The 20,127-nt window shown below is 56.9% G+C and carries 24 protein-coding genes; 14 read left to right on the top strand and 10 right to left on the bottom strand.

Translation table 11 applies throughout. The features are described 5' to 3' along the window. Positions 1–60: 60 nt before the first annotated feature. The 6 genes from ACEN83_RS15940 to ACEN83_RS15915 form a co-directional block, all read right to left on the bottom strand. Entirely contained in the window at positions 61–393 is a 333-nt protein-coding gene (locus tag ACEN83_RS15940) for a hypothetical protein (protein ID WP_007977871.1), read from the bottom strand. A 649-nt stretch (positions 394–1,042) separates the two neighbouring features. Next, on the bottom strand, positions 1,043–1,525 hold the full coding sequence (locus tag ACEN83_RS15935) for a hypothetical protein (protein WP_007977874.1): 483 nt from the start codon (positions 1,523–1,525) through the stop codon (positions 1,043–1,045). Continuing rightward, positions 1,522–2,343, bottom strand: a complete 822-nt coding sequence (locus ACEN83_RS15930) for a winged helix-turn-helix domain-containing protein (protein WP_495577673.1) — start codon at positions 2,341–2,343, stop codon at positions 1,522–1,524. The genes ACEN83_RS15935 and ACEN83_RS15930 overlap by 4 nt, the downstream gene beginning before the upstream one ends. 856 nt (positions 2,344–3,199) lie before the next feature. Next, positions 3,200–3,541: a hypothetical protein gene (locus tag ACEN83_RS15925; RefSeq protein WP_495577672.1), complete on the bottom strand. Its 342-nt coding sequence runs from the start codon at positions 3,539–3,541 to the stop codon at positions 3,200–3,202. A 72-nt stretch (positions 3,542–3,613) separates the two neighbouring features. Continuing rightward, positions 3,614–4,075, bottom strand: coding sequence for a hypothetical protein (locus ACEN83_RS15920; protein ID WP_116579402.1), 462 nt, complete (start codon positions 4,073–4,075; stop codon positions 3,614–3,616). Positions 4,076–4,178: 103 nt separating this feature from the next. Beyond that, on the bottom strand, positions 4,179–4,859 hold the full coding sequence (locus ACEN83_RS15915) for a DUF3313 domain-containing protein (protein WP_116579403.1): 681 nt from the start codon (positions 4,857–4,859) through the stop codon (positions 4,179–4,181). A gap of 246 nt (positions 4,860–5,105) precedes the next feature. Here ACEN83_RS15915 and ACEN83_RS15910 point away from each other — a divergent pair, with 246 nt between their 5' ends. Beyond that, entirely contained in the window at positions 5,106–5,906 is an 801-nt protein-coding gene (locus ACEN83_RS15910) for a transporter (RefSeq protein WP_495580882.1), read from the top strand. Between the two features lie 33 nt (positions 5,907–5,939). Further along, entirely contained in the window at positions 5,940–6,332 is a 393-nt protein-coding gene (locus ACEN83_RS15905) for a GFA family protein (protein ID WP_495577671.1), read from the top strand. A 113-nt stretch (positions 6,333–6,445) separates the two neighbouring features. Here the strand turns inward: ACEN83_RS15905 and ACEN83_RS15900 are convergent, their stop codons facing one another. Next, on the bottom strand, positions 6,446–6,784 hold the full coding sequence (locus ACEN83_RS15900) for a hypothetical protein (protein WP_495577670.1): 339 nt from the start codon (positions 6,782–6,784) through the stop codon (positions 6,446–6,448). A 316-nt stretch (positions 6,785–7,100) separates the two neighbouring features. Here ACEN83_RS15900 and ACEN83_RS15895 point away from each other — a divergent pair, with 316 nt between their 5' ends. The 5 genes from ACEN83_RS15895 to ACEN83_RS15875 are packed head-to-tail and all read left to right on the top strand — an operon-like array spanning position 7,101 to position 12,144. After that, on the top strand, positions 7,101–8,573 hold the full coding sequence (locus ACEN83_RS15895) for a c-type cytochrome (protein ID WP_495577669.1): 1,473 nt from the start codon (positions 7,101–7,103) through the stop codon (positions 8,571–8,573). 49 nt (positions 8,574–8,622) lie between these two features. After that, positions 8,623–10,398 carry a cytochrome c oxidase subunit I gene (gene ctaD, locus ACEN83_RS15890; RefSeq protein WP_495577668.1) on the top strand — a complete coding sequence of 592 codons (1,776 nt, stop codon included), beginning with the start codon at positions 8,623–8,625 and terminating at the stop codon, positions 10,396–10,398. Further along, a complete protein-coding gene (locus ACEN83_RS15885) occupies positions 10,395–11,087 on the top strand; it encodes a cytochrome c oxidase subunit 3 (protein ID WP_495577667.1) in 693 nt (230 codons plus the stop codon). The genes ctaD and ACEN83_RS15885 overlap by 4 nt, the downstream gene beginning before the upstream one ends. A gap of 6 nt (positions 11,088–11,093) precedes the next feature. Further along, a complete protein-coding gene (locus ACEN83_RS15880) occupies positions 11,094–11,813 on the top strand; it encodes a heme-copper oxidase subunit III family protein (RefSeq protein WP_495577666.1) in 720 nt (239 codons plus the stop codon). Positions 11,814–11,826: 13 nt separating this feature from the next. Next, a complete protein-coding gene (locus ACEN83_RS15875; protein ID WP_007977898.1) occupies positions 11,827–12,144 on the top strand; it encodes a cytochrome C oxidase subunit IV family protein in 318 nt (105 codons plus the stop codon). 32 nt (positions 12,145–12,176) lie between these two features. On the opposite strand, the gene ACEN83_RS15870 is transcribed toward ACEN83_RS15875, so the two are convergent. Further along, positions 12,177–12,737: a hypothetical protein gene (locus tag ACEN83_RS15870; RefSeq protein ID WP_007977901.1), complete on the bottom strand. Its 561-nt coding sequence runs from the start codon at positions 12,735–12,737 to the stop codon at positions 12,177–12,179. A gap of 151 nt (positions 12,738–12,888) precedes the next feature. Next, positions 12,889–13,179 (bottom strand): hypothetical protein, encoded by a 291-nt coding sequence (locus ACEN83_RS15865; protein ID WP_495577665.1) that lies wholly within the window; start codon positions 13,177–13,179, stop codon positions 12,889–12,891. A 279-nt stretch (positions 13,180–13,458) separates the two neighbouring features. Between ACEN83_RS15865 and ACEN83_RS15860 the strand changes: the two genes are divergently transcribed. Then, on the top strand, positions 13,459–14,007 hold the full coding sequence (locus ACEN83_RS15860) for a cytochrome b (RefSeq protein ID WP_495577664.1): 549 nt from the start codon (positions 13,459–13,461) through the stop codon (positions 14,005–14,007). A gap of 14 nt (positions 14,008–14,021) precedes the next feature. Here ACEN83_RS15860 and ACEN83_RS15855 read toward each other — a convergent pair whose 3' ends face one another. Further along, positions 14,022–14,831, bottom strand: a complete 810-nt coding sequence (locus tag ACEN83_RS15855) for a helix-turn-helix transcriptional regulator (RefSeq protein WP_495580881.1) — start codon at positions 14,829–14,831, stop codon at positions 14,022–14,024. 96 nt (positions 14,832–14,927) lie between these two features. On the opposite strand from ACEN83_RS15855, the gene ACEN83_RS15850 reads away from it, so the two are divergent. From ACEN83_RS15850 to ACEN83_RS15825, 6 genes are all read left to right on the top strand, one after another. Then, positions 14,928–15,884 carry a threonine dehydratase gene (locus ACEN83_RS15850; protein ID WP_495577663.1) on the top strand — a complete coding sequence of 319 codons (957 nt, stop codon included), beginning with the start codon at positions 14,928–14,930 and terminating at the stop codon, positions 15,882–15,884. Positions 15,885–15,996: 112 nt separating this feature from the next. Continuing rightward, positions 15,997–16,692 carry a tRNA (adenine(22)-N(1))-methyltransferase gene (locus ACEN83_RS15845; protein WP_495577662.1) on the top strand — a complete coding sequence of 232 codons (696 nt, stop codon included), beginning with the start codon at positions 15,997–15,999 and terminating at the stop codon, positions 16,690–16,692. Between the two features lie 546 nt (positions 16,693–17,238). After that, positions 17,239–17,886 (top strand): hypothetical protein, encoded by a 648-nt coding sequence (locus tag ACEN83_RS15840; protein ID WP_116579417.1) that lies wholly within the window; start codon positions 17,239–17,241, stop codon positions 17,884–17,886. Between the two features lie 677 nt (positions 17,887–18,563). After that, positions 18,564–19,004 carry an Ohr family peroxiredoxin gene (locus tag ACEN83_RS15835; protein ID WP_095966036.1) on the top strand — a complete coding sequence of 147 codons (441 nt, stop codon included), beginning with the start codon at positions 18,564–18,566 and terminating at the stop codon, positions 19,002–19,004. Between the two features lie 78 nt (positions 19,005–19,082). After that, positions 19,083–19,535 (top strand): Ohr family peroxiredoxin, encoded by a 453-nt coding sequence (locus ACEN83_RS15830; protein ID WP_495577661.1) that lies wholly within the window; start codon positions 19,083–19,085, stop codon positions 19,533–19,535. Between the two features lie 127 nt (positions 19,536–19,662). Continuing rightward, positions 19,663–20,121: a MarR family winged helix-turn-helix transcriptional regulator gene (locus ACEN83_RS15825; protein ID WP_495577660.1), complete on the top strand. Its 459-nt coding sequence runs from the start codon at positions 19,663–19,665 to the stop codon at positions 20,119–20,121. Positions 20,122–20,127: the final 6 nt, after the last annotated feature.

The raw sequence follows: 20,127 nt of genomic DNA, 5'->3' as shown, positions 1-20,127 counted from the left end.
TGTCCGTGCGGCGATGACGGTCACATGCCGGATGAAGGTATAGGCGCGTCGGGAGGATTGTCAGAGCCCCCGGATTATTTCCAGTTCCGCTGAAAACGCGTAATTGCTGTGCGATGCCGAGTCGTCCAGCTGTTGTACGTTGCGCGAGTCAACCATCGGACTGAAGATTTTCGATTGGGGTTTCATCGGGTCAATGGCTGCCGCTGTAAAGGAATAAAAGTCGTCAACACGGTAACCCGTTTTTACCTGATAGCCAGTTTTCACAGAATCCGCAGCCTTCTTGTTGGTTTCGACACTCGTCAATTTTGTACTGTAGATGCCCTTGTCGTCGGCCATGGCCTTGAGGGAAAGCAATAAACCAAACGACACGGTGACGAAGTTTTTCAGTAGCATCGAGGCGATTTCCTTATTTACAGTTTAATCAGGCAGAACCTAGTGTCAGCTGTATCTCTGCCACGACGTGGTCTGCAAATAATCTCACTCCGACTGCGCCTTCCAAAGTCAATAACTCATATTTTCCAGGTTGCCAGAAGAGGCAATCGCCGCTTGCGACGGAGAATGTCGCGCTGTTCAAAGTAATATGAGCGAGGTGGCGTAACTCATTCCGGTATCGCTTTGTGGCGGAGTAGGGAGGGCGGAATCAGTGTCCTGTTCGTCCGTATGATACTCATTCTCACTATGGATTTTCAGATGCGATAGTGTCTGAGTGTCATCCGGGCTTGTTTGAATTTCATAATATTCAATGGTCGTGCTTTCGACGGCATGCTCGTCGTTCGCTGACGAACAAAAGGGCAGGGCAGACAGAAACATAACCGCCAGGCATCCGAAGATCGTCGATTTATTGCTTCGCAGGAAATGCATTGTTTTCACTTGATTCCCCCTGTGTAGGGCATTGTCCCGGACGAGAATCAAGCAGGCTCGATTCCAGAGATTATTGGCGGGGAATTTTTTTCCGGGACGCCATCTGATTCAAGTCAAAAACTGTTATTTTTATTTGAAGTGATCTTTGATAGGAGCCTGTGCCAGGCGGGTGCTGAGTCAATTAATGGTTCATGCAGCGCAAACGGCCAAGATCATGTATGTAAAAGCACACGGCGTTTTTATTCTGTGTGGGGATCAATTCGTAGTTCAGGATGGCGCCTTCCTGCAAGACGTATTGGCGTCTGAAGAACAGGTCAGGGGTCTTTTCAATGGCAAAGAGTTCATTGTCCTGGCTGAGTTTGACGTTACTGATTTTGATCTGAACCTGCGATTTGCTTTCTCTGATTATATTGGCCGATATGGTTGCATTGCGGATTTTCCCATTCAAGCTTTCCAGCGTGGTCCCGGTAAGTCGACCATGCCCGATAGTGAGGTACTCTTCGGTGTTGAGTTGATTGAGATCTTCCAGCCATTGCCGGGCCTTGGTTTGATAGCTGGTATTTTCCATGTAGTGCGAAGGCGAATAAAAAAAGGAGAAAATGCACAGTGCATTGATCAAGGCGATAACCGGCCAGTGAACCGCTTGCGGAATTTCAAACTTCATAAGGTAACTTCCAAGCATTGACGAATCATCATGGCGAGGTCTCTTTCGCTGCTGTTTAATTGTAGATTTGCAGTGCTTAGATCCGGGCGAATGCACGAAACGGAATAGTTGGTTTTGTACAGGTTGATCCAGACTTGCCCTTTCAGATTGGGTGGAAGCTGTTCTGATTGCTTGGCCGACAGCTCCAGCAACGCTTGTGCCTCGGCAAGATCATTGCCTACGGCATGGATGATCAGTCCATTCTTGTCGACGCTGGAAATTTCAATTTTTGGTGCCTCGAAGTCGAACTGAAAGACAGTCAAGGCCACGACTGCCAGGGTAACGATATAAGCGATCAGTTGGGCCTTGGTAATGCGGGTGGATTTTTCGGTTTTACTCGAGGACGCCAGCGACTCATCGCCATCCGGTGGCGGTCGTTGTCCAGGCGTGGCTGCCGGTGGCTGCACAGCTTCTTCCGAGGGTGCCGGTACGTCGGCTGTTGCATCGACGACAAAGTGCCGGTTGAAGCAATATCCCCGGCGAGGAACAGTCATCAGGATCTCGTGATCGCGACTGTCATTCAAAATGTTTCGTAGTGAGAAAACGGTTTGATTCAAACTGCCGGAAGCAACCACGCGGTCATTCCAGGTGTAGTCGATGATTTCATCTCGGCTTTTAGTGACACCTGGCTCCATCAGCAGCAGGTCCAATAGACGCGATTCGGCTCTGCCTAGCGTGGAATTCTGTACATCTCCATGGGGTGTTGTAAGGGTGAGCATGGCGCTATCCGGGTCGAATATCGCCACGGCGCCATTTTTCAACTTGAAGGTGTAGCTCATAGAAATCTTCCGATCAGGCGTGCTGGCCTGAGTATAGGGGCCGGATTTGGCTCGGTACATTCGGGACTGGGAGATGAAATGGATAAGGACCAGGCGCAAGGCGCGTTGTGGAGCCTTTACGATGCGGGACCGGCTCGGTTCAGGAGCGCGCGGCGCGGTAACCAGCCCTGCCTGTCAGCGGTATCAGTTGAATCAAACGAAGGAAAAGCATTGCTGGATGACCCACGGGTTTTGATTTTGACAGTACGAATGATGCTTTGAATGGATGTTTTGCGCTATCCGAAAACTGCAAGCTCGGGCGGGTGAGTTTGCGCGTAGCCAGGCACGGGGCGGATTGCCTGCGCTGTCCGGACAAGGCATTGGTTGCTCCTGGACGGGCCGAGAGGTTCACAATACAAGTCAATGATTGTTGTTTGTGCACCTGGTCAACGGCAGATTATTTTTGATTCCAATTAGCTTTGAACCAGGCTCGTTAGCGCTTTTAATGGATCTCGAGGAGCGTTGACACGCATCGCGTTCAGGCTTTGCCTGACGCGGCGCAAACGATCCTCACCTCTCGTTCGACGGCTTTTGCCCCGCGCCCTTCATGGAGGACGCGGGGTTTTTTTTGGGTTCGGGAAATTGCAGGAGCTGGCTTTCCAGCGATGATCGTCAACGATAACGCGGGTGAACCGGATGAACGCGGTCCTCTGTAATTGGAGCTGGCCTGCCAGCGATGGTCGCTAACGATGACGCGTGTGACCCGGATGAGCGCGGTCCCCTGTAGGAGCTGGCTTGCCAGCGATGGTCGTTAACGATAACGCGGGTGACCTGGATGAACGCGGCGCATTCGAATCCATTGCCAGCAGGCTGGCACCTACAAGCATTCCTGCGCGGCACGCTCGATGCTCGATGGCCTGAAGGTCGAGGCCAGCAATTGGCGCTCGTACAAATACACCTTGCCTCCATCCTGTGCCCTGTGGGTTTCCAACACGGTGTCTACGGCAATTTTGCTTGAAACGACAACCCGGTAACTGCGCTCGCTCCCGGATACGACCGGGCTCATCGCGTTGTCCTTCAACTTCGGTACAAGGCAGTCGACATACTGCTCGGGCGATTTGTCCGTTTGCAACGATGAGGTCGGGTTGTTAGGGGAGGCCGCGCAACCGGCCAGGAGCCAGGAAGCGAGGATCGCGACAGGAACACCTGCAAGGCGCATCGGTGAAGCCCTCAAATTCGATTCGGTTCGTTGAGAAGGTCGGTCAATGTTTCAGGTCAGTGTCGCCGCCGCTCAAGGCAAGACATCGTAGCCACGCTGCTGCAGGCAACTGCTATAGACGGAGTTATTGGCAGTGACGCTTTGCTCGCTCGCCGCATCATTCTGCCGGCGCGCCTGGCGTTGTCTGGAAGCCCCCACCACGGCGCCGGCCGCCGCGGCACTGCGCGCCTGGTTCTGGCGATAGTCTTGCCGGGTGTCGTCGTCGATCTGGTCATAGACGTTTTCATGCTGGCGGCCGCGGACCTCAGCTGCGGTCGCCCCGGCTACGGCGGCGGTTGCGGCGCCCTTTGCCCGACCACCGGATGGCACGGTGCTTTGTACCGGATGTTGGGCGTTGGCCTGGGATTGGCAGGCACTGGTGTCCTGCGCGATGGTCTGGGAAGCCTGACCTTTGAGGGGGATCACCGTCACTGCCAGGGCGCGGGTGCTCAGCAACAGCATCAGCACCGCCAGGGTATGGGTCAGTATTTTCATGATGGGGTCTCACGTCAGGCGTCGGCACGGCTGACGGTTTGTCAGGGAACAAGCGCGGTTGAAACCCCATGCCAGTCTGCGTGCGATGGGGCTTATCCGGGCATCAGTGCTTGAGGAGCAGGGCCTGCATATCGTCTGTCATGCTCTTGAGCGCGACCTTGAAGTCACTGGCAAGTACCGGCTGCTGGGCATTGTCGAGTGTCGCGCCAAACACCTTGCGAACCATTTTCGCGACCGGCAAACCGGTCTTGGCATCGATCAGGTTGGCTTCGATGTACATCTCGGCAGTCTGATCGCGATGCCCGGTGGCTGCTTGTGTTGCCCCGACAATGGCGCCGATCGGAACGGCCTCATACCAGTGCATGCCTTCGTTGTTGGCGCTGACATGAGTGATCGCCGCTTGCAGGATCAGCGATCGCGAATCGGTCGGTGCCAGTTGCGGATAAGGGACTATCGCATAGCGGCGGGAAAAGGCTTGCTTGACGCTGTTGCTGGCCATCAATTGCAGGTCTTGCAGGGTCTTCAGGCTGACGCGCGCGGTCGGCTTCGGCGACGGATACAGCTCCATCTGCCTGAACACTACAGTGGAGTAGGCGCGAGGATCGAACCCCGGCGATACCCAGCGCAGGACCTTCTGTTCACTCGGTGTCGTTTGCTCCTCAAGGCCCTGGTAATTGCCCAGGAAGCCCGAGTATTGCTCCTGTTGCGCCACTTGCGAGACACAGCCGACCTGAAATACACAGCTCAAAGCAATACCCGCAATCCATTTATTCGACATGCCCATGTGTTCGGTTCTCACGTGATGAAAGTTGTCATTCGGGTACAGGTGTTTGCACGCCGGTCAATGCGGGCCGAATGCTGCCTGCAGCAGTGGGATAATCCGAATCAAAAACTCTCAAAAACCGTTAAACACACGGCCAGCGAGGGGCCGGGCCGGGTTGCACATCGATCAGAGTTGCCTACGCTAACCCTTTGCAACGCCGGTTTTTGACAACGACAGGTGAGTGATATGGATTTGAAAGAAGGGTGGATGGGTAGCGTGTCGACACTCGTCGTTGCATTGGGCTGCATCCCGATGGCTCAGGCTGAGGATGCGGCAGAGTTGGCGAAAAAAGCCCTCAACCCGGTCGCCGCGATGTACAGCCTGCCGGTGCAGTACAACTGGGACCAGAAAATGGGGCCGACCGGGGAGGGCATGCACAGCGTGACCAATATCCAGCCGGTGCTGCCGTTTGCCCTGAACGAGGACTGGAATCTCATTTCTCGCACCATTTTGCCGATCATCGACCAGCACGGCCTGGCCCCCAATGGCGCGGCGGATAAATCCGGCACCGGCGATATCACCCAGAGTTTTTTCTTCTCGCCGACCAAGCCGACGGCAAGTGGCTGGATACTCGGTGCCGGCCCGGCGTTGCTGATACCGACCGGCAGTGACGAGTTGCTCGGCAGCGAGCAATGGGGCCTGGGCCCGACAGGGGTGGCGTTGAAACAGTCCAATGGCTGGACCCGCGGCATTCTGGCCAACCATATCTGGGGCCTGGACGACAGCCCACCGGACAACAAGGAAAAGGTCAACCAGACTTTCCTGCAACCCTTCCTCTCGTACACCACCCATACGCTCACGACCTACGGGGTCAACACCGAGTCAACCTACAACTGGCAATCGCGGGAATGGTCGGTCCCGGTCAACCTCACGGTCACCCAATTGTTGAAGATCGGCGGTCAACCGCTGACGGTGCAGGCCGGCCCGCGCTACTGGCTCGACAGCCCGGAAGACGGCCCGCAAGGCTGGGGCTTTCGCGCCGCCGTGACGTTCCTGTTTCCACGCTGATTCGCCGTTTCGGACGGCTGGAGGAGACACCCCATGGACCGATTCACCGGCGGCTGTTTGTGCGGCAAGGTGCGCCTTGTCGCATCGGGGCGTCCGTTTCGGGTTGGCGTTTGTCACTGTCTCGACTGCCGCAAGCATCATGGGGCGCTGTTTCACGCGTCCGCGATATTTCATCAGGATGCAGTGACGATAGAAGGCGAAACCCGTGACTATGCCGGGCGGCATTTCTGTCCGCACTGCGGTTCCTCCGTGTTCGCGCGCAGTGCAGACGAAATCGAAGTGAACCTCGGATCCCTGGATGCCCCGGACCAGCTGACGCCGACCTACGAGAGCTGGGTCGTGCGGCGTGAGGCCTGGCTGCCGACGTTTGCGCTCACACGACGCTACGAGCGCGATCGGGATTCCACGGGACGCTTTGAGGACTAGCGGGCACGCATTGCGGTACGCCAGGTCTTGAGGCTCCGGGTGTCCGGTTCAACGATCAGTGAGATTTCGGCACCGCACCGCGCAGAACGATCGATGCAGCGAATCTCTTGACGCTACTCAAGCAACTGATCGATCAGCACCGCGTTGGTATAAACCAGGCTGCCATCGCTCGCACGATGCCCGACCAGATGAAACTGACCGCGTTCGTGGTGCAGATAGACACGCATCTGACAGTCGGACAAGGGCGCGAATCCCTCGGGCATTTTCAAATCCATCGAGTCCATATCGACATCGACCATGGCTTCACGCTCGTGGGTCTTCTGCAGGCGCTCTTCGGCCTCTTCCAGACGGAGATGGAGAGGTCCGTCGACGTAGAAATGGACTTCCCCCATCGGGGTGGACTTTTGGTCGCCGCTGGTTTTGCACCAGCCTTCGATCGTCAGGGCACTCATGACGAAACCTCCCATGTGGATTGCTGGACTGTGTGGCTACCGTCCCTGCTCAATGTCACCACATTCGTTTGACGACGCTGCAAGGGCAGGGTTCGAACTTTGCAACCGCTTGCGGTCGAGCGCTGCCATCCGTCATCAGCACTCAAGTATAGCTGGCAACCGGAACTCTCTTGCCGGCCTCACGGTACAAGCCGATCGCTCTATACTTCTTACTGACTTTAGCGCCCGGACGGGTGGTATTTGTCGGCCCTGCTTGGACGTCAGTGGCGATGCTTATTGCATAACCAATGAACAACAGGAATAGGATGAAGAGCAAATGGCAATAGCAATTGTCCTGATACTCATCGTTATTGCCTCCGTGCTATTCCACATACTGGCGCCCTGGCATGCGACAACGGCCGCTTCCAACTGGGGATCCATAGACACCACCCTGTTCATCACCCTCATCATCAGCGGAATATTTTTCATTGCCATCACGGGGTTCATGGCAGTAGCGGTGATTCGTTATCGTCACAAGGTGGGTGCCAGGGCGGCCTACCAACCGGAAAACAAAAAACTGGAAACATGGCTGATCATCGTTACTTCGGCAGGCATCGCCGGGATGTTGGCGCCAGGCCTGGTTGTCTACAACGATTTCATCCGTGTGCCGAAAGATGCCTACGAACTTGAAGTGGTCGGCCAGCAGTGGCAGTGGGCCTATCGTTTTGCCGGGCAAGACGCAAAGCTGGGCAAGTCGGATATCAGGTTTGTCGACGCCACCAATCCCCTCGGCCTTGATCCCAAGGATCCTGCAGGACAGGACGATGTACTTGTCATGAATAATGAAGTTCGCCTTCCGCTCGATCGGCCGGTGAAAGTTTTATTGCGCTCCAAAGATGTCCTGCACGATTTCTATGTACCGCAAATTCGCAGCAAGATGGATATGGTGCCAGGGATGGTGTCGTACTTCTGGTTTACGCCGACTAAAACCGGAAAATACGAAGTCCTTTGCGCTGAATTTTGTGGCGTAGGTCATTACAACATGCGCGGGCATATGGTCGTGGAAGAGCAGGCCGTCTTCGATCAATGGCTAAAAGGCCAACCGACTTTTGCCCAGACATTGACCACAGCTGCCAAACCCGGTCGAGACAGCGTGCTGGAAAAAGGTCGCCAGTTGGTCGAACAGCTAGGCTGCAAGGCCTGCCATAGCCAGGATGGCAGTGCCAGTCTCGGCCCGGGATGGAAGGGGCTGTACGGCCGCACGGAACAGCTTGCCGACGGCACTGGTGTACTGGTCGACGAGGCCTACCTGAAAGAGTCGATTCTCGATCCGAAGGCCCGCCTGGTACAGGGCTACCCGCCGGTCATGGTGGCCTATACTCTCAAGGACGACGAACTGGGTGCTGTCATCGCCCTGATCAAATCACTGGGTGCTGCCGGGCAAGACGATCAACCTTCGAGCGGCGAAGCGTCGAGCCCGGGTGACGACCTGGTGGCGCAAGGGCAGCGACTGGCGGGGTCGCTTGGCTGTCTGGCCTGCCACAGTGTCGATGGCAACAAGGGCGTCGGCCCCAGCTGGCAGGGCCTGTTTGGCAAGACCGAAACCCTTGCCGACGATACGAGCGTAAAGGTCGATGAGGGCTATTTGAAAGAGTCGGTTCTTCATCCCAATGCCAAAATCGTCAAGGGCTATCCAGCCGTAATGCCGACGCTTGCTCCGAGTGACAAGGAACTGAATGCACTGATCGCTTTTATCAAATCCAAAGCGAATGCTGACGCTGATGCGACCAAGGCGGAGCCAGGGAAATAGCCGTAAAGCAGCCAGAAACACACTGAAACTTCGGAACGAGGATGACGTGATGGCCTATGCGGAGCAAGCCGAAACAGAAGCACTGCACGAGCCCAAAAGCTTCCTGACCAAATATGTCTGGAGTCAGGACCACAAGGTCATAGCCATTCAATACTCCTTGACGGCTCTGTTCGTGGGGCTTATCGCCCTCGTGCTGTCCGGCTTGATGCGCATGCAGATAGGCTTCCCCGGCAGTTTGGCGTTCATGGATGCCAATACTTACTATCAGGCCATGACCATGCACGGCATGATCATGGTCATCTACTTGCTGACGGCCTTGTTCCTGGGGGGCTTCGGCAACTATCTGATCCCGCTGATGGTGGGCGCCCGCGACATGGTCTTCCCCTATGTCAACATGCTCAGTTACTGGTTTTACCTGCTGGCGGTAGTGGTGTTGCTCAGCAGTTTTTTCGTCCCGGGCGGCCCCACGGGTGCCGGCTGGACGCTCTATCCGCCCCAGTCCATTGCCCAGGGGACACCGGGCGTGGAGTGGGGCATTGTCCTGATGCTCGTCTCGCTGGCGATCTTTATCGTCGCCGCCACCATGGGCGGGTTGAACTACGTCACCACGGTGTTGCAGGCGCGCACGCACGGCATGACATTGTTCCGCATGCCGCTTTCAGTGTGGGGCATCTTCATGGCCTCGATCATGGCCTTGCTGGCCTTTCCGGCATTGTTCGTCAGCGCGGTCATGATGCTGTTTGACAAGCTGTTGGGCACCAGCTTCTTCATGCCGGCGATGGTCTCGCTGGGGCAGCAGCTCGATCACCAGGGTGGCAGCCCGATATTGTTCCAGCACTTGTTCTGGTTTTTCGGCCACCCGGAAGTCTACATCGTCGCTCTCCCTGCATTTGGCCTGGTCTCCGACCTGATCAGTACCCATGCGCGTAAAAACATCTTCGGCTACCGAATGATGGTGTGGGCCATTGTCGCGATCGGGGTGCTGAGTTTTGTGGTCTGGGCGCACCATATGTATGTCAGCGGAATGAACCCGTACTTTGGCTTTTTTTTCGCCGTCAGCACCTTGATCATCGCGGTGCCGACCGCACTGAAAGTCTATAACTGGGTACTGACCCTGTGGCGCGGCGACATCCATCTGACCGTGCCGATGCTGTTTGCCCTGGCCTTTATTGTCACCTTCCTGGTCGGCGGTCTGACCGGGTTGTTTCTCGGCAATGTGATCGTGGATATACCGCTCTCGGACACCTATTTCGTCGTCGCCCATTTTCATATGGTCATGGGGGTCGCACCGGTACTGGTGGTGTTTGGCGGTATCTATCACTGGTTTCCGAAAGTCACCGGGCGTATGTGGAACGACACCCTGGGCAAACTGCATTTCTGGATTACCTTCCTGGGCACCTACGCCATCTTCTTCCCCATGCACTACCTGGGTTTCCAGGGTATGCCTCGCCGCTACTACGCCTATGAAAACTACGCGTTCATCCCGCAGTCGGCGCAAGAGCTGAATGCCTTCATTACCGTGGTCGCATTGACTGTCGGGGTTTCCCAGTTGCTGTTCCTGTTCAACATGGCCTGGAGTGCATTCAAGGGCAAGCCCGCCGGCAGTAATCCCTGGGGCGGGGCCAGCCTGGAATGGCAAACGCCGAACACCCCGCCGATACACGGTAATTGGGGAGAGAAGTTGCCGGTCGTGCATCGCTGGGCCTATGACTACAGCGTGCCGGGGATAGAACAGGATTTCGTGCCGCAAACAGTCTCCGCCGAGGAACTGGAGCACATGCGCCAACTCAATGCCGGAACCAAAATAGCGGACGTCAAGACATGAACAGACTGCTATTGAGAAACGCCGACGGCGCCGACCCCGGCGGCAGCTGGAATCGCGGCCCTGAGGGTGTTCAGGACTCTGAGGGTGCCAATAGAAGTCAAATCGCAAGAGTGGGCCTGCGCTTGTTTCTGGTGGTGGTCAGTTCGTTGTTCTTCCTCTTCCTGATCGCCTTTGTTGCCCGTTCACAAATGGCCGACTGGCTACCCCTGACAGAGCCTTTGGCGCCGTTAGGCAATTTGCGGCCGCTATGGCTGAACTCGGCTTTTCTGCTATTGAGCTGCATCGCACTGCAATGGTCGCGCATGGCCGCCCGACAGGCCCGACTGGGCGCAACCGTGGTTGGTTTTGCACTGGCGGGCGTCTTTGCAATTGCCTTTCTGGCGGGGCAACTCTGGGTCTGGCAGCAGTTTGTTGCCTGGGGCTACTTTGTCGCGAGCAATCCGGCCAACAGTTTTTTCTACCTGTTGACCGGGCTGCATGGGCTGCACCTGCTGGGCGGACTGATCGCCTGGTGCTGGATCGTCGCCAAATTTCTGCGTCATGTGCCGGTGGCGCAACTGAGCGCCAGCGTAGAGCTCTGTGCCATCTATTGGCATTACTTGCTGGGTCTCTGGTTCGTGCTGTTTGCTCTGCTGGCCAGCACGCCGCAAACCTATGAAGCCATCGCCAGATTCTGCGGCCTGAGGTGAAAAGCCATGGCATCGCATCCGCAAGCCCAAATCCAAGCCCAGACCGATTCATCCGATCCACCAGGCTTGCCACCCGCCCCGGGATGGCAAGGCATCGCCAGCGACTGGTCCACGGACAAAGAGGCCTTCAAGCAGGTGCCCTGGGGCAAGGCGATGATGTGGATCTTCCTGCTCAGCGATACGTTCATATTCACCTGTTTCTTGACCGGCTACATGTCGGTACGCATGACCATCACGACGGCCTGGCCGAACCCGAGTGAAGTGTTTGCCTTGACGATCGGAGGAAGGGAAATCCCGCTTATTCTGATCGCCATCATGACCTTTGTGCTGATCAGTAGCAGCGGCACCATGGCCATGGCCGTCAATTTCGCCTATCGCCGTGATCGTACGAAAACGACGGCCCTGATGCTGGCGACCGCGGCCCTGGGGGTGACTTTCGTCGGCATGCAGGCATTTGAATGGAGCAAGCTCATTGCAGAAGGTGTGCGTCCGTGGGGGAACCCCATGGGCGCGGCGCAATTTGGTGCCAGCTTCTTCATGATTACCGGTTTTCACGGACTGCATGTGTCAATCGGCGCCATCTACCTCAGCATTGTGGCGCTGAAAGTGTTGCGCGGAGATTATGAACGCTCCGGAAACTACCAGAACGTCGAAATAGCCGGGCTTTACTGGCACTTCGTGGATTTGGTGTGGGTGTTTATTTTTGCATTCTTCTATTTATGGTAGAGGAGGGCGGGTGATGGCACATGCTCAGGGTCAGCAACATCCAATCAGTTTGTACCTTAAAATCTGGGGGCTATTATTCGTCCTCAGCACGCTGTCGTACCTCGTCGACTATTTCCACTTCCATGGCTACCTTCGGTGGTCCCTGATTATCACGTTCATGTTGTTGAAGGCAGGTTTAATTGTCTCCATCTTCATGCATATGGCCTGGGAGCGGTTGGCTATGGTCTACGCCATATTGGTGCCACCTCTGTGTTTGCTGGTGCTCGTCGGACTGATGGCCACCGAGGCTGACTATATATTTCTCAGCCGGGTCATTTTCTTTGGCCAGTAAGCCGTTTGCGGATGGCCGTGAGTCTCCAGGCGCTAACCCGATATCACTCGCTTGAACTGATGCCATTTGTGCTGCCAGGCGACTGTCCAATGGGGGGCTGCCGCTCCAGTGCCGGCGATCTCCAGCTGTGGATGTTGTCTGATTACCTGATCCAGTACCGATTCCTGGTTCGGCTCAACATCGACGAAGAAGATATGTTTGCCCTCGTTTACCACCTGTTTGAAGTTGCGGAAGTGAGTGTTGGGCATCTGGAACCCGAAAAAACCGCCTTCCCAGATGCAAAAGCCCAGGATGACAATGGAAAGGAAGATAAACGGCATCCAGCCTGCAGCAGATTCGGTCCAGCCCATCCAATAGGCGCCACCCAGAACCAGTGCCGCCAGTGGCAAACCGATCACCGCGCCAATCTCACCCGAGTGAACAGCATCCTGTTCCAATAACGAGTTAACCTCGTGGAGGTGATGTTGTTCGACATCGGCAACTTTTTCACTGAGCACATGTATCTGTTCAGAATTGATGCCGCTGGCTTCCAGTTCATATTCAACGGTTTCAAGATCGTTGAGATTGTCACTGATGTAATAGTGCCGATTCATGCCACACCTCCCGACTCGAGTTTGCTGTAGACCTCCTTTGTCCGGCAGCGATTAACCTGGATTTGCAGTCGGTGCCTGAACCGTGGGGAACGTTGCACACTTCATGCAATCTGAAAAAAAGTATAGCACTCGCCATCCTGCGGACCGGTCGCTAGTTGATCTGCACAATGACCGGACCTTCCGTCACGATCGGTGGGTTCGCACGGATATGCGAAGTGTTCTTCTGAATCCACTCACGGGCAACTTTCAGGCTCGCATCACTGCCGGCCTTGTCCTTGCACACAGTGATCGAAGTACCACCGTCACCCGTATTCAACAGTGTGTAGCTGACGAGGCCAGGTACTGTGCGCAAGGTCGCTTCGATGTCGACGTTGCGCTCTTCCATAAGCTCGAATAGCTGCTTGGCTCCAGCACCCAGGTAGGTTCTTATCACCGCATACATGGTCGTCTCCTTTGAGCGTACCGTTGTAATGCCAATACAGATCCGTTGCTGCTCCCCCGGGTTTCAGGTCGCCCTGATTCAATAAGCTTAGTCAAACGCCGGGGACAATCGACATGCAACGACCACCGGCCACATGGGGTCGATTCATGTCTGTCAGGTCGAAGGCGAAAACACGAGCTACATCAAACATTTCGATGTGTTTAAGCAACATTTCACGGTTTTTCCGATAACACCCTGTCGCGATAATCCGCCTTCAAATGTGACGGGCAGGACAGTGAGATGGCGAAGGAAGGAAGTTACACCGGTACAGCCAAGTGGCTGCATTGGGGCATGGCCCTGATCTGGTTGGGGGCCTGGGTTATCGGAATTGTGGCAACGCATTGGCGCGACGAGTTCAATGCCCACCATGAACTCACCTACGTGCACAAGGCGATGGCCAGCACGCTGCTGTTTCTCATTGTCGTGCGTATCGCCTGGCGATTGAGTCACCCGGCACCGGCGCTACCCGATTCGATGAGCTCGACGATGAAGCGTGGAGCGCTGGTCGGTCATGTGCTGCTGTACGCCGTGGCCTTGATCGGGCTGCCGTTGTCCGGCTGGTACTGGAGCTCGGTCGCCGACAAACCCGTCATGGTGGCGGCGCTGTTCATGCTCCCGCCAATCGTTGACCCCGATCAGAACCTGTACGATCTGGCAAAGTCGGTTCATACCTACATGTCGTGGTTGTGTGGTGCTCTGGTAGGGGGGCATCTGCTGGTTGCGCTCAAGCATCACTTCGTTGAAAAGGATGATGTGCTCAAGGGCATGCTGCCCGCCCGCGACCGCTGATTTTCCTGGCCGTTTCATTGTCGACGCAATTGCACCGGACTCACACCGAGGCGTTGCCTGAAGGTCGTCGCCATGTGCGCCTGGGAATTGAAACCGCAGGCGTAGGCGATTTCAGCCAGCGTGGCGGTCGAGTCGCGCATCAGGGCGCGGGCCCTGGCCAGGCGTCGGTCGATCAGGTAAGCATGGGGGCTTTTGCCGGTGGCGTTTTTGAAGGCCCGCATGAAGTAGCCTTCGGACAAGCCAAGCAGGCTCGCCATCGCCGGTACGCTCAACGGGCCATCGAGGCCTGCGTCAATGAACTCATCGAGCAAGCGCATCCGGCTGCCGGTTATCGAGCCTTGGGGCTGTGTCGACAAGGCTTCGCTGGCCGTCGCGCGCTCGGACAATGCCAGTGCCCAGGCCTCCCAGTCGTCCTCCACGCCCGCGTGCAACAGCGCGGCGCGCATCCGCCATGCGAGGGCCGTGGCCTGCCGGTCGATGCGATTGTTGAAGGCGCGATCCCCCTCCAGCGCCACACCGTCAGTGCGTATCACCCGCAGATATTCACCCCCCTTGGGCGATTCGGATAACACGTCACACCCGACCGGAACGAACGCCAGGCCGTTGGGCAGGGCATCGAAGGGTTGTACCCGATCGCTGCCGATCGCGTGCAGGCCTCGCTGGCTGTCGAAGGCAAAGCCGATTCCCGCCTGGGTCGCTACGTATCGGGTTGCGTAGGCGCAGCCGGGGAGCAATTCGATCGCCCAGGGGCCGGCCTCGATGCGGCGGACCGGTTCGGACAGCAGGGGGGGATGCAGGCGGTTTCGATGGCTCATGAACACCATAGTAGTGAAGAGGGCACACAAAAGTCAGGTCGGTTTTTTGAAAGCCTGCGTACTGCGCCCCTGTTCAGACTGGGCAAAATCCTGGGGAGACCACTCATGCACACACTGACTCGCGAAGACATCGAACAGGCCGCACGTAACGTGTACCAGGTCATGCCCGCCACCGCCCAGTACCCTTGGCCGTTGCTGGCCGGCCGTTTGGGTTGCACGGTGTGGGTCAAGCACGAAAATCACACGCCTACCGGTGCTTTCAAAGTGCGTGGCGGCATCACGTTCATGCACTGGCTCAAACGCGAGCATCCGGGCGTGAAGGGCATTGTCAGCGCGACCCGCGGCAACCATGGCCAGAGCCTTGCGCTGGCGGCTGGCGCTCTGGGCTTGCGGGCGCTGATCGTCGTACCGCAAGGCAACTCGGTCGAAAAGAACAACGCCATGCGCGGCTTTGGCGCAGAAGTGGTCGAGTATGGCCGCGATTTTGATGAGGCCCGGGAAGAGGCGGCACGGCTCGCACAGGAGCACGACCTGTTCCTGGTGCCGCCGTTTCACACCGAGCTGGTCAAGGGCGTCGCCACCTATGCGCTGGAGTTGTTCAACGCCGCGCCGGATCTGGATACCGTCTATGTACCGATTGGCTGTGGATCGGGGATCTGTGGCGTGATCGCCGCCCGCGATGCACTGGGCCTGGACACCCGGGTGGTGGGCGTGGTTTCCACCGAAGCGGCGGCTGCGCAGTTATCGTTCAACACCGGAGCCCTGTGCGAAACAGCCTCGGCGACCACCTTTGCCGATGGTCTGGCCGTACGCAAGCCAATACCTGAAGCCTTTGCCGTCTATGCCGCAGGTGCGGCGCGGATCGTTGCGGTCAGTGACGCGCAGATAGCCGAGGCCATGCGCGTGTATTACACCGATACCCACAACCTGGCGGAAGGGGCCGGTGCGGCGGCGCTGGCGGCGCTCATGGCCGAGCGTGAAGCCATGTCGGGAAAAAGGGTGGGGGTGATTCTGTCCGGTGGAAACGTCGACAGATCGGTGTATGCGGGCGTGATCGCGTGAAGGGGGGGTTGTAACCTGGTCGCATAAATTTGAAATGCTCGGCATTGCCCGACACAATCGCGCCCCGTTCCGGCCAAAGGCGCCGGACGTTCGTGGTGAGAAGGGGCCGCAGTTGAACGAACAGACATTGTCCATGCGCCTGGAACGCGTGGCGGCGCATGTGCCGGCCGGTGCGCGCCTGGCCGATATCGGCTCGGATCACGGCTACCTGCCGGTGGCATTGATGCGCCGTGGCGCCATCACCGCGGCGGTGGCCGGGGAGGTCGCGTTGACGCCGTTCCGCGCGGCCGAACGCACCGTGCGCGAGAACGATGTGGAACAACGGATCAGCGTGCGCCTGGCCAACGGCCTGGCGGCAATCCTGCCGGGAGACGGGATCACGGCGATCAGCCTCTGCGGCATGGGCGGCGAAACGATCCGCGACATTCTCGACAGCGGCAAGGCGTACCTGAGCGGGCAGGAGCGACTGATCCTGCAACCCAACGGCGGCGAGCAGCCATTGCGCCTGTGGCTGATGGAAAACGGCTATCGCATCCTCTGCGAGGAAGTGCTGCGGGAAAATCGTTTCGACTACGAAATCATCGTCGCCGAGCGCGCCGGGCCGGTGATCTACACCGCAGAAGAGTTGTACTTCGGCCCGCTGCAGTTGCAGGCCCGCAGCCCGGCGTTCCTGGTCAAGTGGCAGCGCAAGCTGCGCCAGAAGCAGAAGACCCTGGGCCAATTTGCCGGGGCGCAGCGAACCGTGCCTGAGGAAAAGGTGCAGGACATCGCGCGCCAGGTCCGGTGGATCAGCCAGTTGCTGGCTTGATCCTGTTCCGCAAGCATCGAATGGCGTGCTTTCGTACGAGGCAAAACTCGCTATTCGCTGGGTCAAAAGGTGTGAGTTCCGCGCGAAAACCGCTTTTTTTTCGGCACGAAACAAGAAACGATTCAGCCGCTTGGCAACGGTGGTTTCAGCCAATGAAACCGGCCTCCCGAGGCATTATGGACAGTACCGTTTGTCGAGGTTTTTGTTCGAAAAATGAACGATCGGGATATGCTGGGCTCTGATCTTCCAGCAGGCGGATCCCTTGAGCTTCGCACTGCAATCCCTAGTAAATTGGACGTATACCTCATCTGCATTGAATGGAATGCACATGGGGATTTTTTTTACCTGAGACCTGGAGTGATAGTATGCCGTCATCACTGACTCGCGGGGCGAGTCGCTCTCTCTTGTAATACCCAAACTAATTTAGTCGCTTCAATCAATGTGAACTTTGATTGTGCAGGCGTGGATAACTCATTCGCGTGCCTGGGGCATGGTCACTTCACACTGCCGCAATAAGTGGAGATGTAAAACGTGGATATTAATACAATGATCGGCCTTCTCGGCCAGAAAGAATCCATGGAGTTCATGCGTTTAGGAGTTGTATACGTACACCTGTTGGCTTGCTGCGTAGCCATTGGCCTGGTGTTTGCCAGCGATGTCGCCATGGTCAAGGATTTACTGAAGGGCCGTGTGTCTTCCGGGCACGATAATGATCATATGGCCAGTCTGCAGAAGTCTGTTTCCAATGCATTGCTGTTCTTGTGGATCAGCGGTGCGGCAATTATAGGCATTGATTACCTTGATAAAGGGATGACCTATTTTGCCAACCCGAAACTTCAAGCCAAAGTTATTATCGTCTTGTTGCTGACATTCAACGGCATGTTGTTGCACCGCTATGTACTGCCCGCCATGCTCAAGGCCGGTTCCTTGCTTGACCTGCCTATCAATGTGCGAATGTTTGCCCTGTTCTCTGGTGCACTGTCGGGCGTTTCCTGGCTGTATGCCGCGATGCTCGGTGTCGGCCGACCGCTGGCCTGGAAATACTCGCTGACCGAGTTGCTGATGGCCTATCCGGTATTGATCGTGCTCGGCTTTGCGACGATGGTGGCGTTGACCCAGTGGGCGCGCAATCGCAGCGCGGCAACACCGGCTGAAGAGACTACCTGGCTGTTCGCTGGAATCCCTGCGCGATGAGCTGACGAAAGTCCAGGTGAAGACGGGCGAAACCGTTAGAACCCTGCAAACACCAGACCCCCTCCCTGTGAGGGGGTTTTTTTTTGTTCACGCAGTTCCGGGGAATACCAATAACCGGTTTGCTGCGCGATGGCGACCAACGATGATGCGGGGAGCCTGACACCCTGCTGTTTGGTGGTGCACGTGTTCCCCTGTAGGAGCTGCCGAAGGCTGCGATCTTTTGATCTTGATCTTCAGCAATCTCCAGATCGCAAAAGCAAGATCAAAAGATCGCAGCCTTCGGCAGCTCCTACAGATATTTCTCTATCTGTGTTCCCCCCCGCTCATCCCTTGGTTCGGCGAGGGGGAGGGCAGCACGGTCGGCCGCGAACCTGCCGCTCGTCTCCAAGACATAAAATAAACTTTGACATCATTGGGGCTTTGGTTGAGTATTAATCCATCGCATGCGATCAAGTCGAATGCGACGACAAATACAGACAACCCTTGCCGTTTGGAGATTCAGCCATGAACACCGGAAGCCGCCGCAACCTGTTGATCGCTACCGCCCAAGCTTCCCATGGCCACAACGGCAACAACTGGATCGTTGCACAGGCCAATTGACGAACGTTGTCTTTTTGAATGCTACATAAATCGTATGCGATAAGATCGTACAAACTTTAAACCCTGAGGAAATCCCCATGAGCAAAATCGAAAAAGTACTGGCTACCGGCAAAACCCACACCACCCGCAGCAATGTCGGCGGTCACAACGGCAACCTCGATATCGTCCTGTCGTCACCGGGTTCGACCCAGCCAGCCCACGTCTTTGCCGCCACACAGCCGCATCCGAAAGCCGAGCAACTGTTCGCCGGGGCCTGGTCGGCCTGCTACACCGCAGCAGTGGGGCTGGTGGCACAGGAACGCAATATCGTTTTGCCGGCGGACATGGCCGTCGACATTGAAGTGGACCTGGGCCAGACTGGTCCGGCCTACTTCCTTCAGGCCCGACTGACCCTGCGCGTGCCAGGGCTGGCACAGGATGTCGCGACCGAACTGGCGCACATCGCCGACTCCATCTGCCCTTACTCCAAAGCGACACGCGGCAATATCGATGTTGCCCTGAACGTGATCACGGCGTGACATGCGGACGCATTAAAAATATCGCGTGCGATGCAAGCGCATGCGAATCTAACTGATTGTAATCCTGAGGGAATCATCATGAGCAAGATCGAAAAAGTTCTGGCCAGCGGCAAAACCCACACCACCCATAACAGCGCGGGCACTACGTCGCGCGGTCATAACGGCAACCTCGACATCGTGCTGTCGTCCCCCGGCAGCGACACACCGGCACACGTGCTGACCGCCGTCCAGCCGCACCCGAAAGCCGAACAACTGTTCGCCGGAGCGTGGTCGGCCTGCTACATCGCAGCGGTGGGGCTGGCCGCCCAACAAATGAAGGTGACACTGCCTGCCGACACGGCTGTCGACATTGAAGTCGATCTGGGCCAGACCGGCGCGGCCTACTTCCTCCAGGCCCGACTGACCTTGCGCGTGCCTGGGCTGGAGCATGGGGTGGCGACCGAACTGGCCCACAACGCCGATGCCATCTGCCCGTACTCCAAGGCCACACGCGGCAACATTGATGTCGACATCAATGTCTTGACGGCCTGACCCGCAGCACGGCCGGCTCAACGGGGATGTTCCCGGTGAGCCGGCCGTCGGTATTTATGCGCACTTCCGATATCATCGCGTACGACGTATAGTTCGGTCTCGCAAGACTGACCCCCTGAGAACGTCCATGAAAAACACCGACAAGACATCCGCCCTGGATCTCAAACTTTCCGACTTCCTGTGTTTTGCCGTCTATTCCACCAACCTGGCCTTCGGCAAGGCCTACAAGCCGATGCTCGAACGGCTCGGCCTGACCTACACGCAATACATCACCCTGGTCGCGCTGTGGGAGGAAGACAATCAGACCGTCGGCAGCCTTGGCGAAAAGCTGTTTCTCGAATCCAACACCCTCACGCCGATCCTGAAAAAGCTCGAGGCAATGGGTTATTTGCTGCGCCAGCGCGATCCGGAAGACGAACGCCAGGTGCGGATCAATCTGACAAAAGAGGGCCGAACACTGCGTGAAGGCCTGCGCGAAGACGGCTTCCCGCAAACCGGCCTCGATCCCGACGACTTCGTGCAAATGCAGAAGGCCATCGTGAAGTTACGGAGCAATCTCATCCGGACGACGAAAGACAGGGATTAATGGTGA

It is taken from the genome of Pseudomonas sp. Pseusp49 (assembly GCF_059491875.1).
The sequence above is the reverse complement of the archived record's forward strand: the minus strand, read 5'-3'. Positions and strand labels throughout refer to the sequence as shown.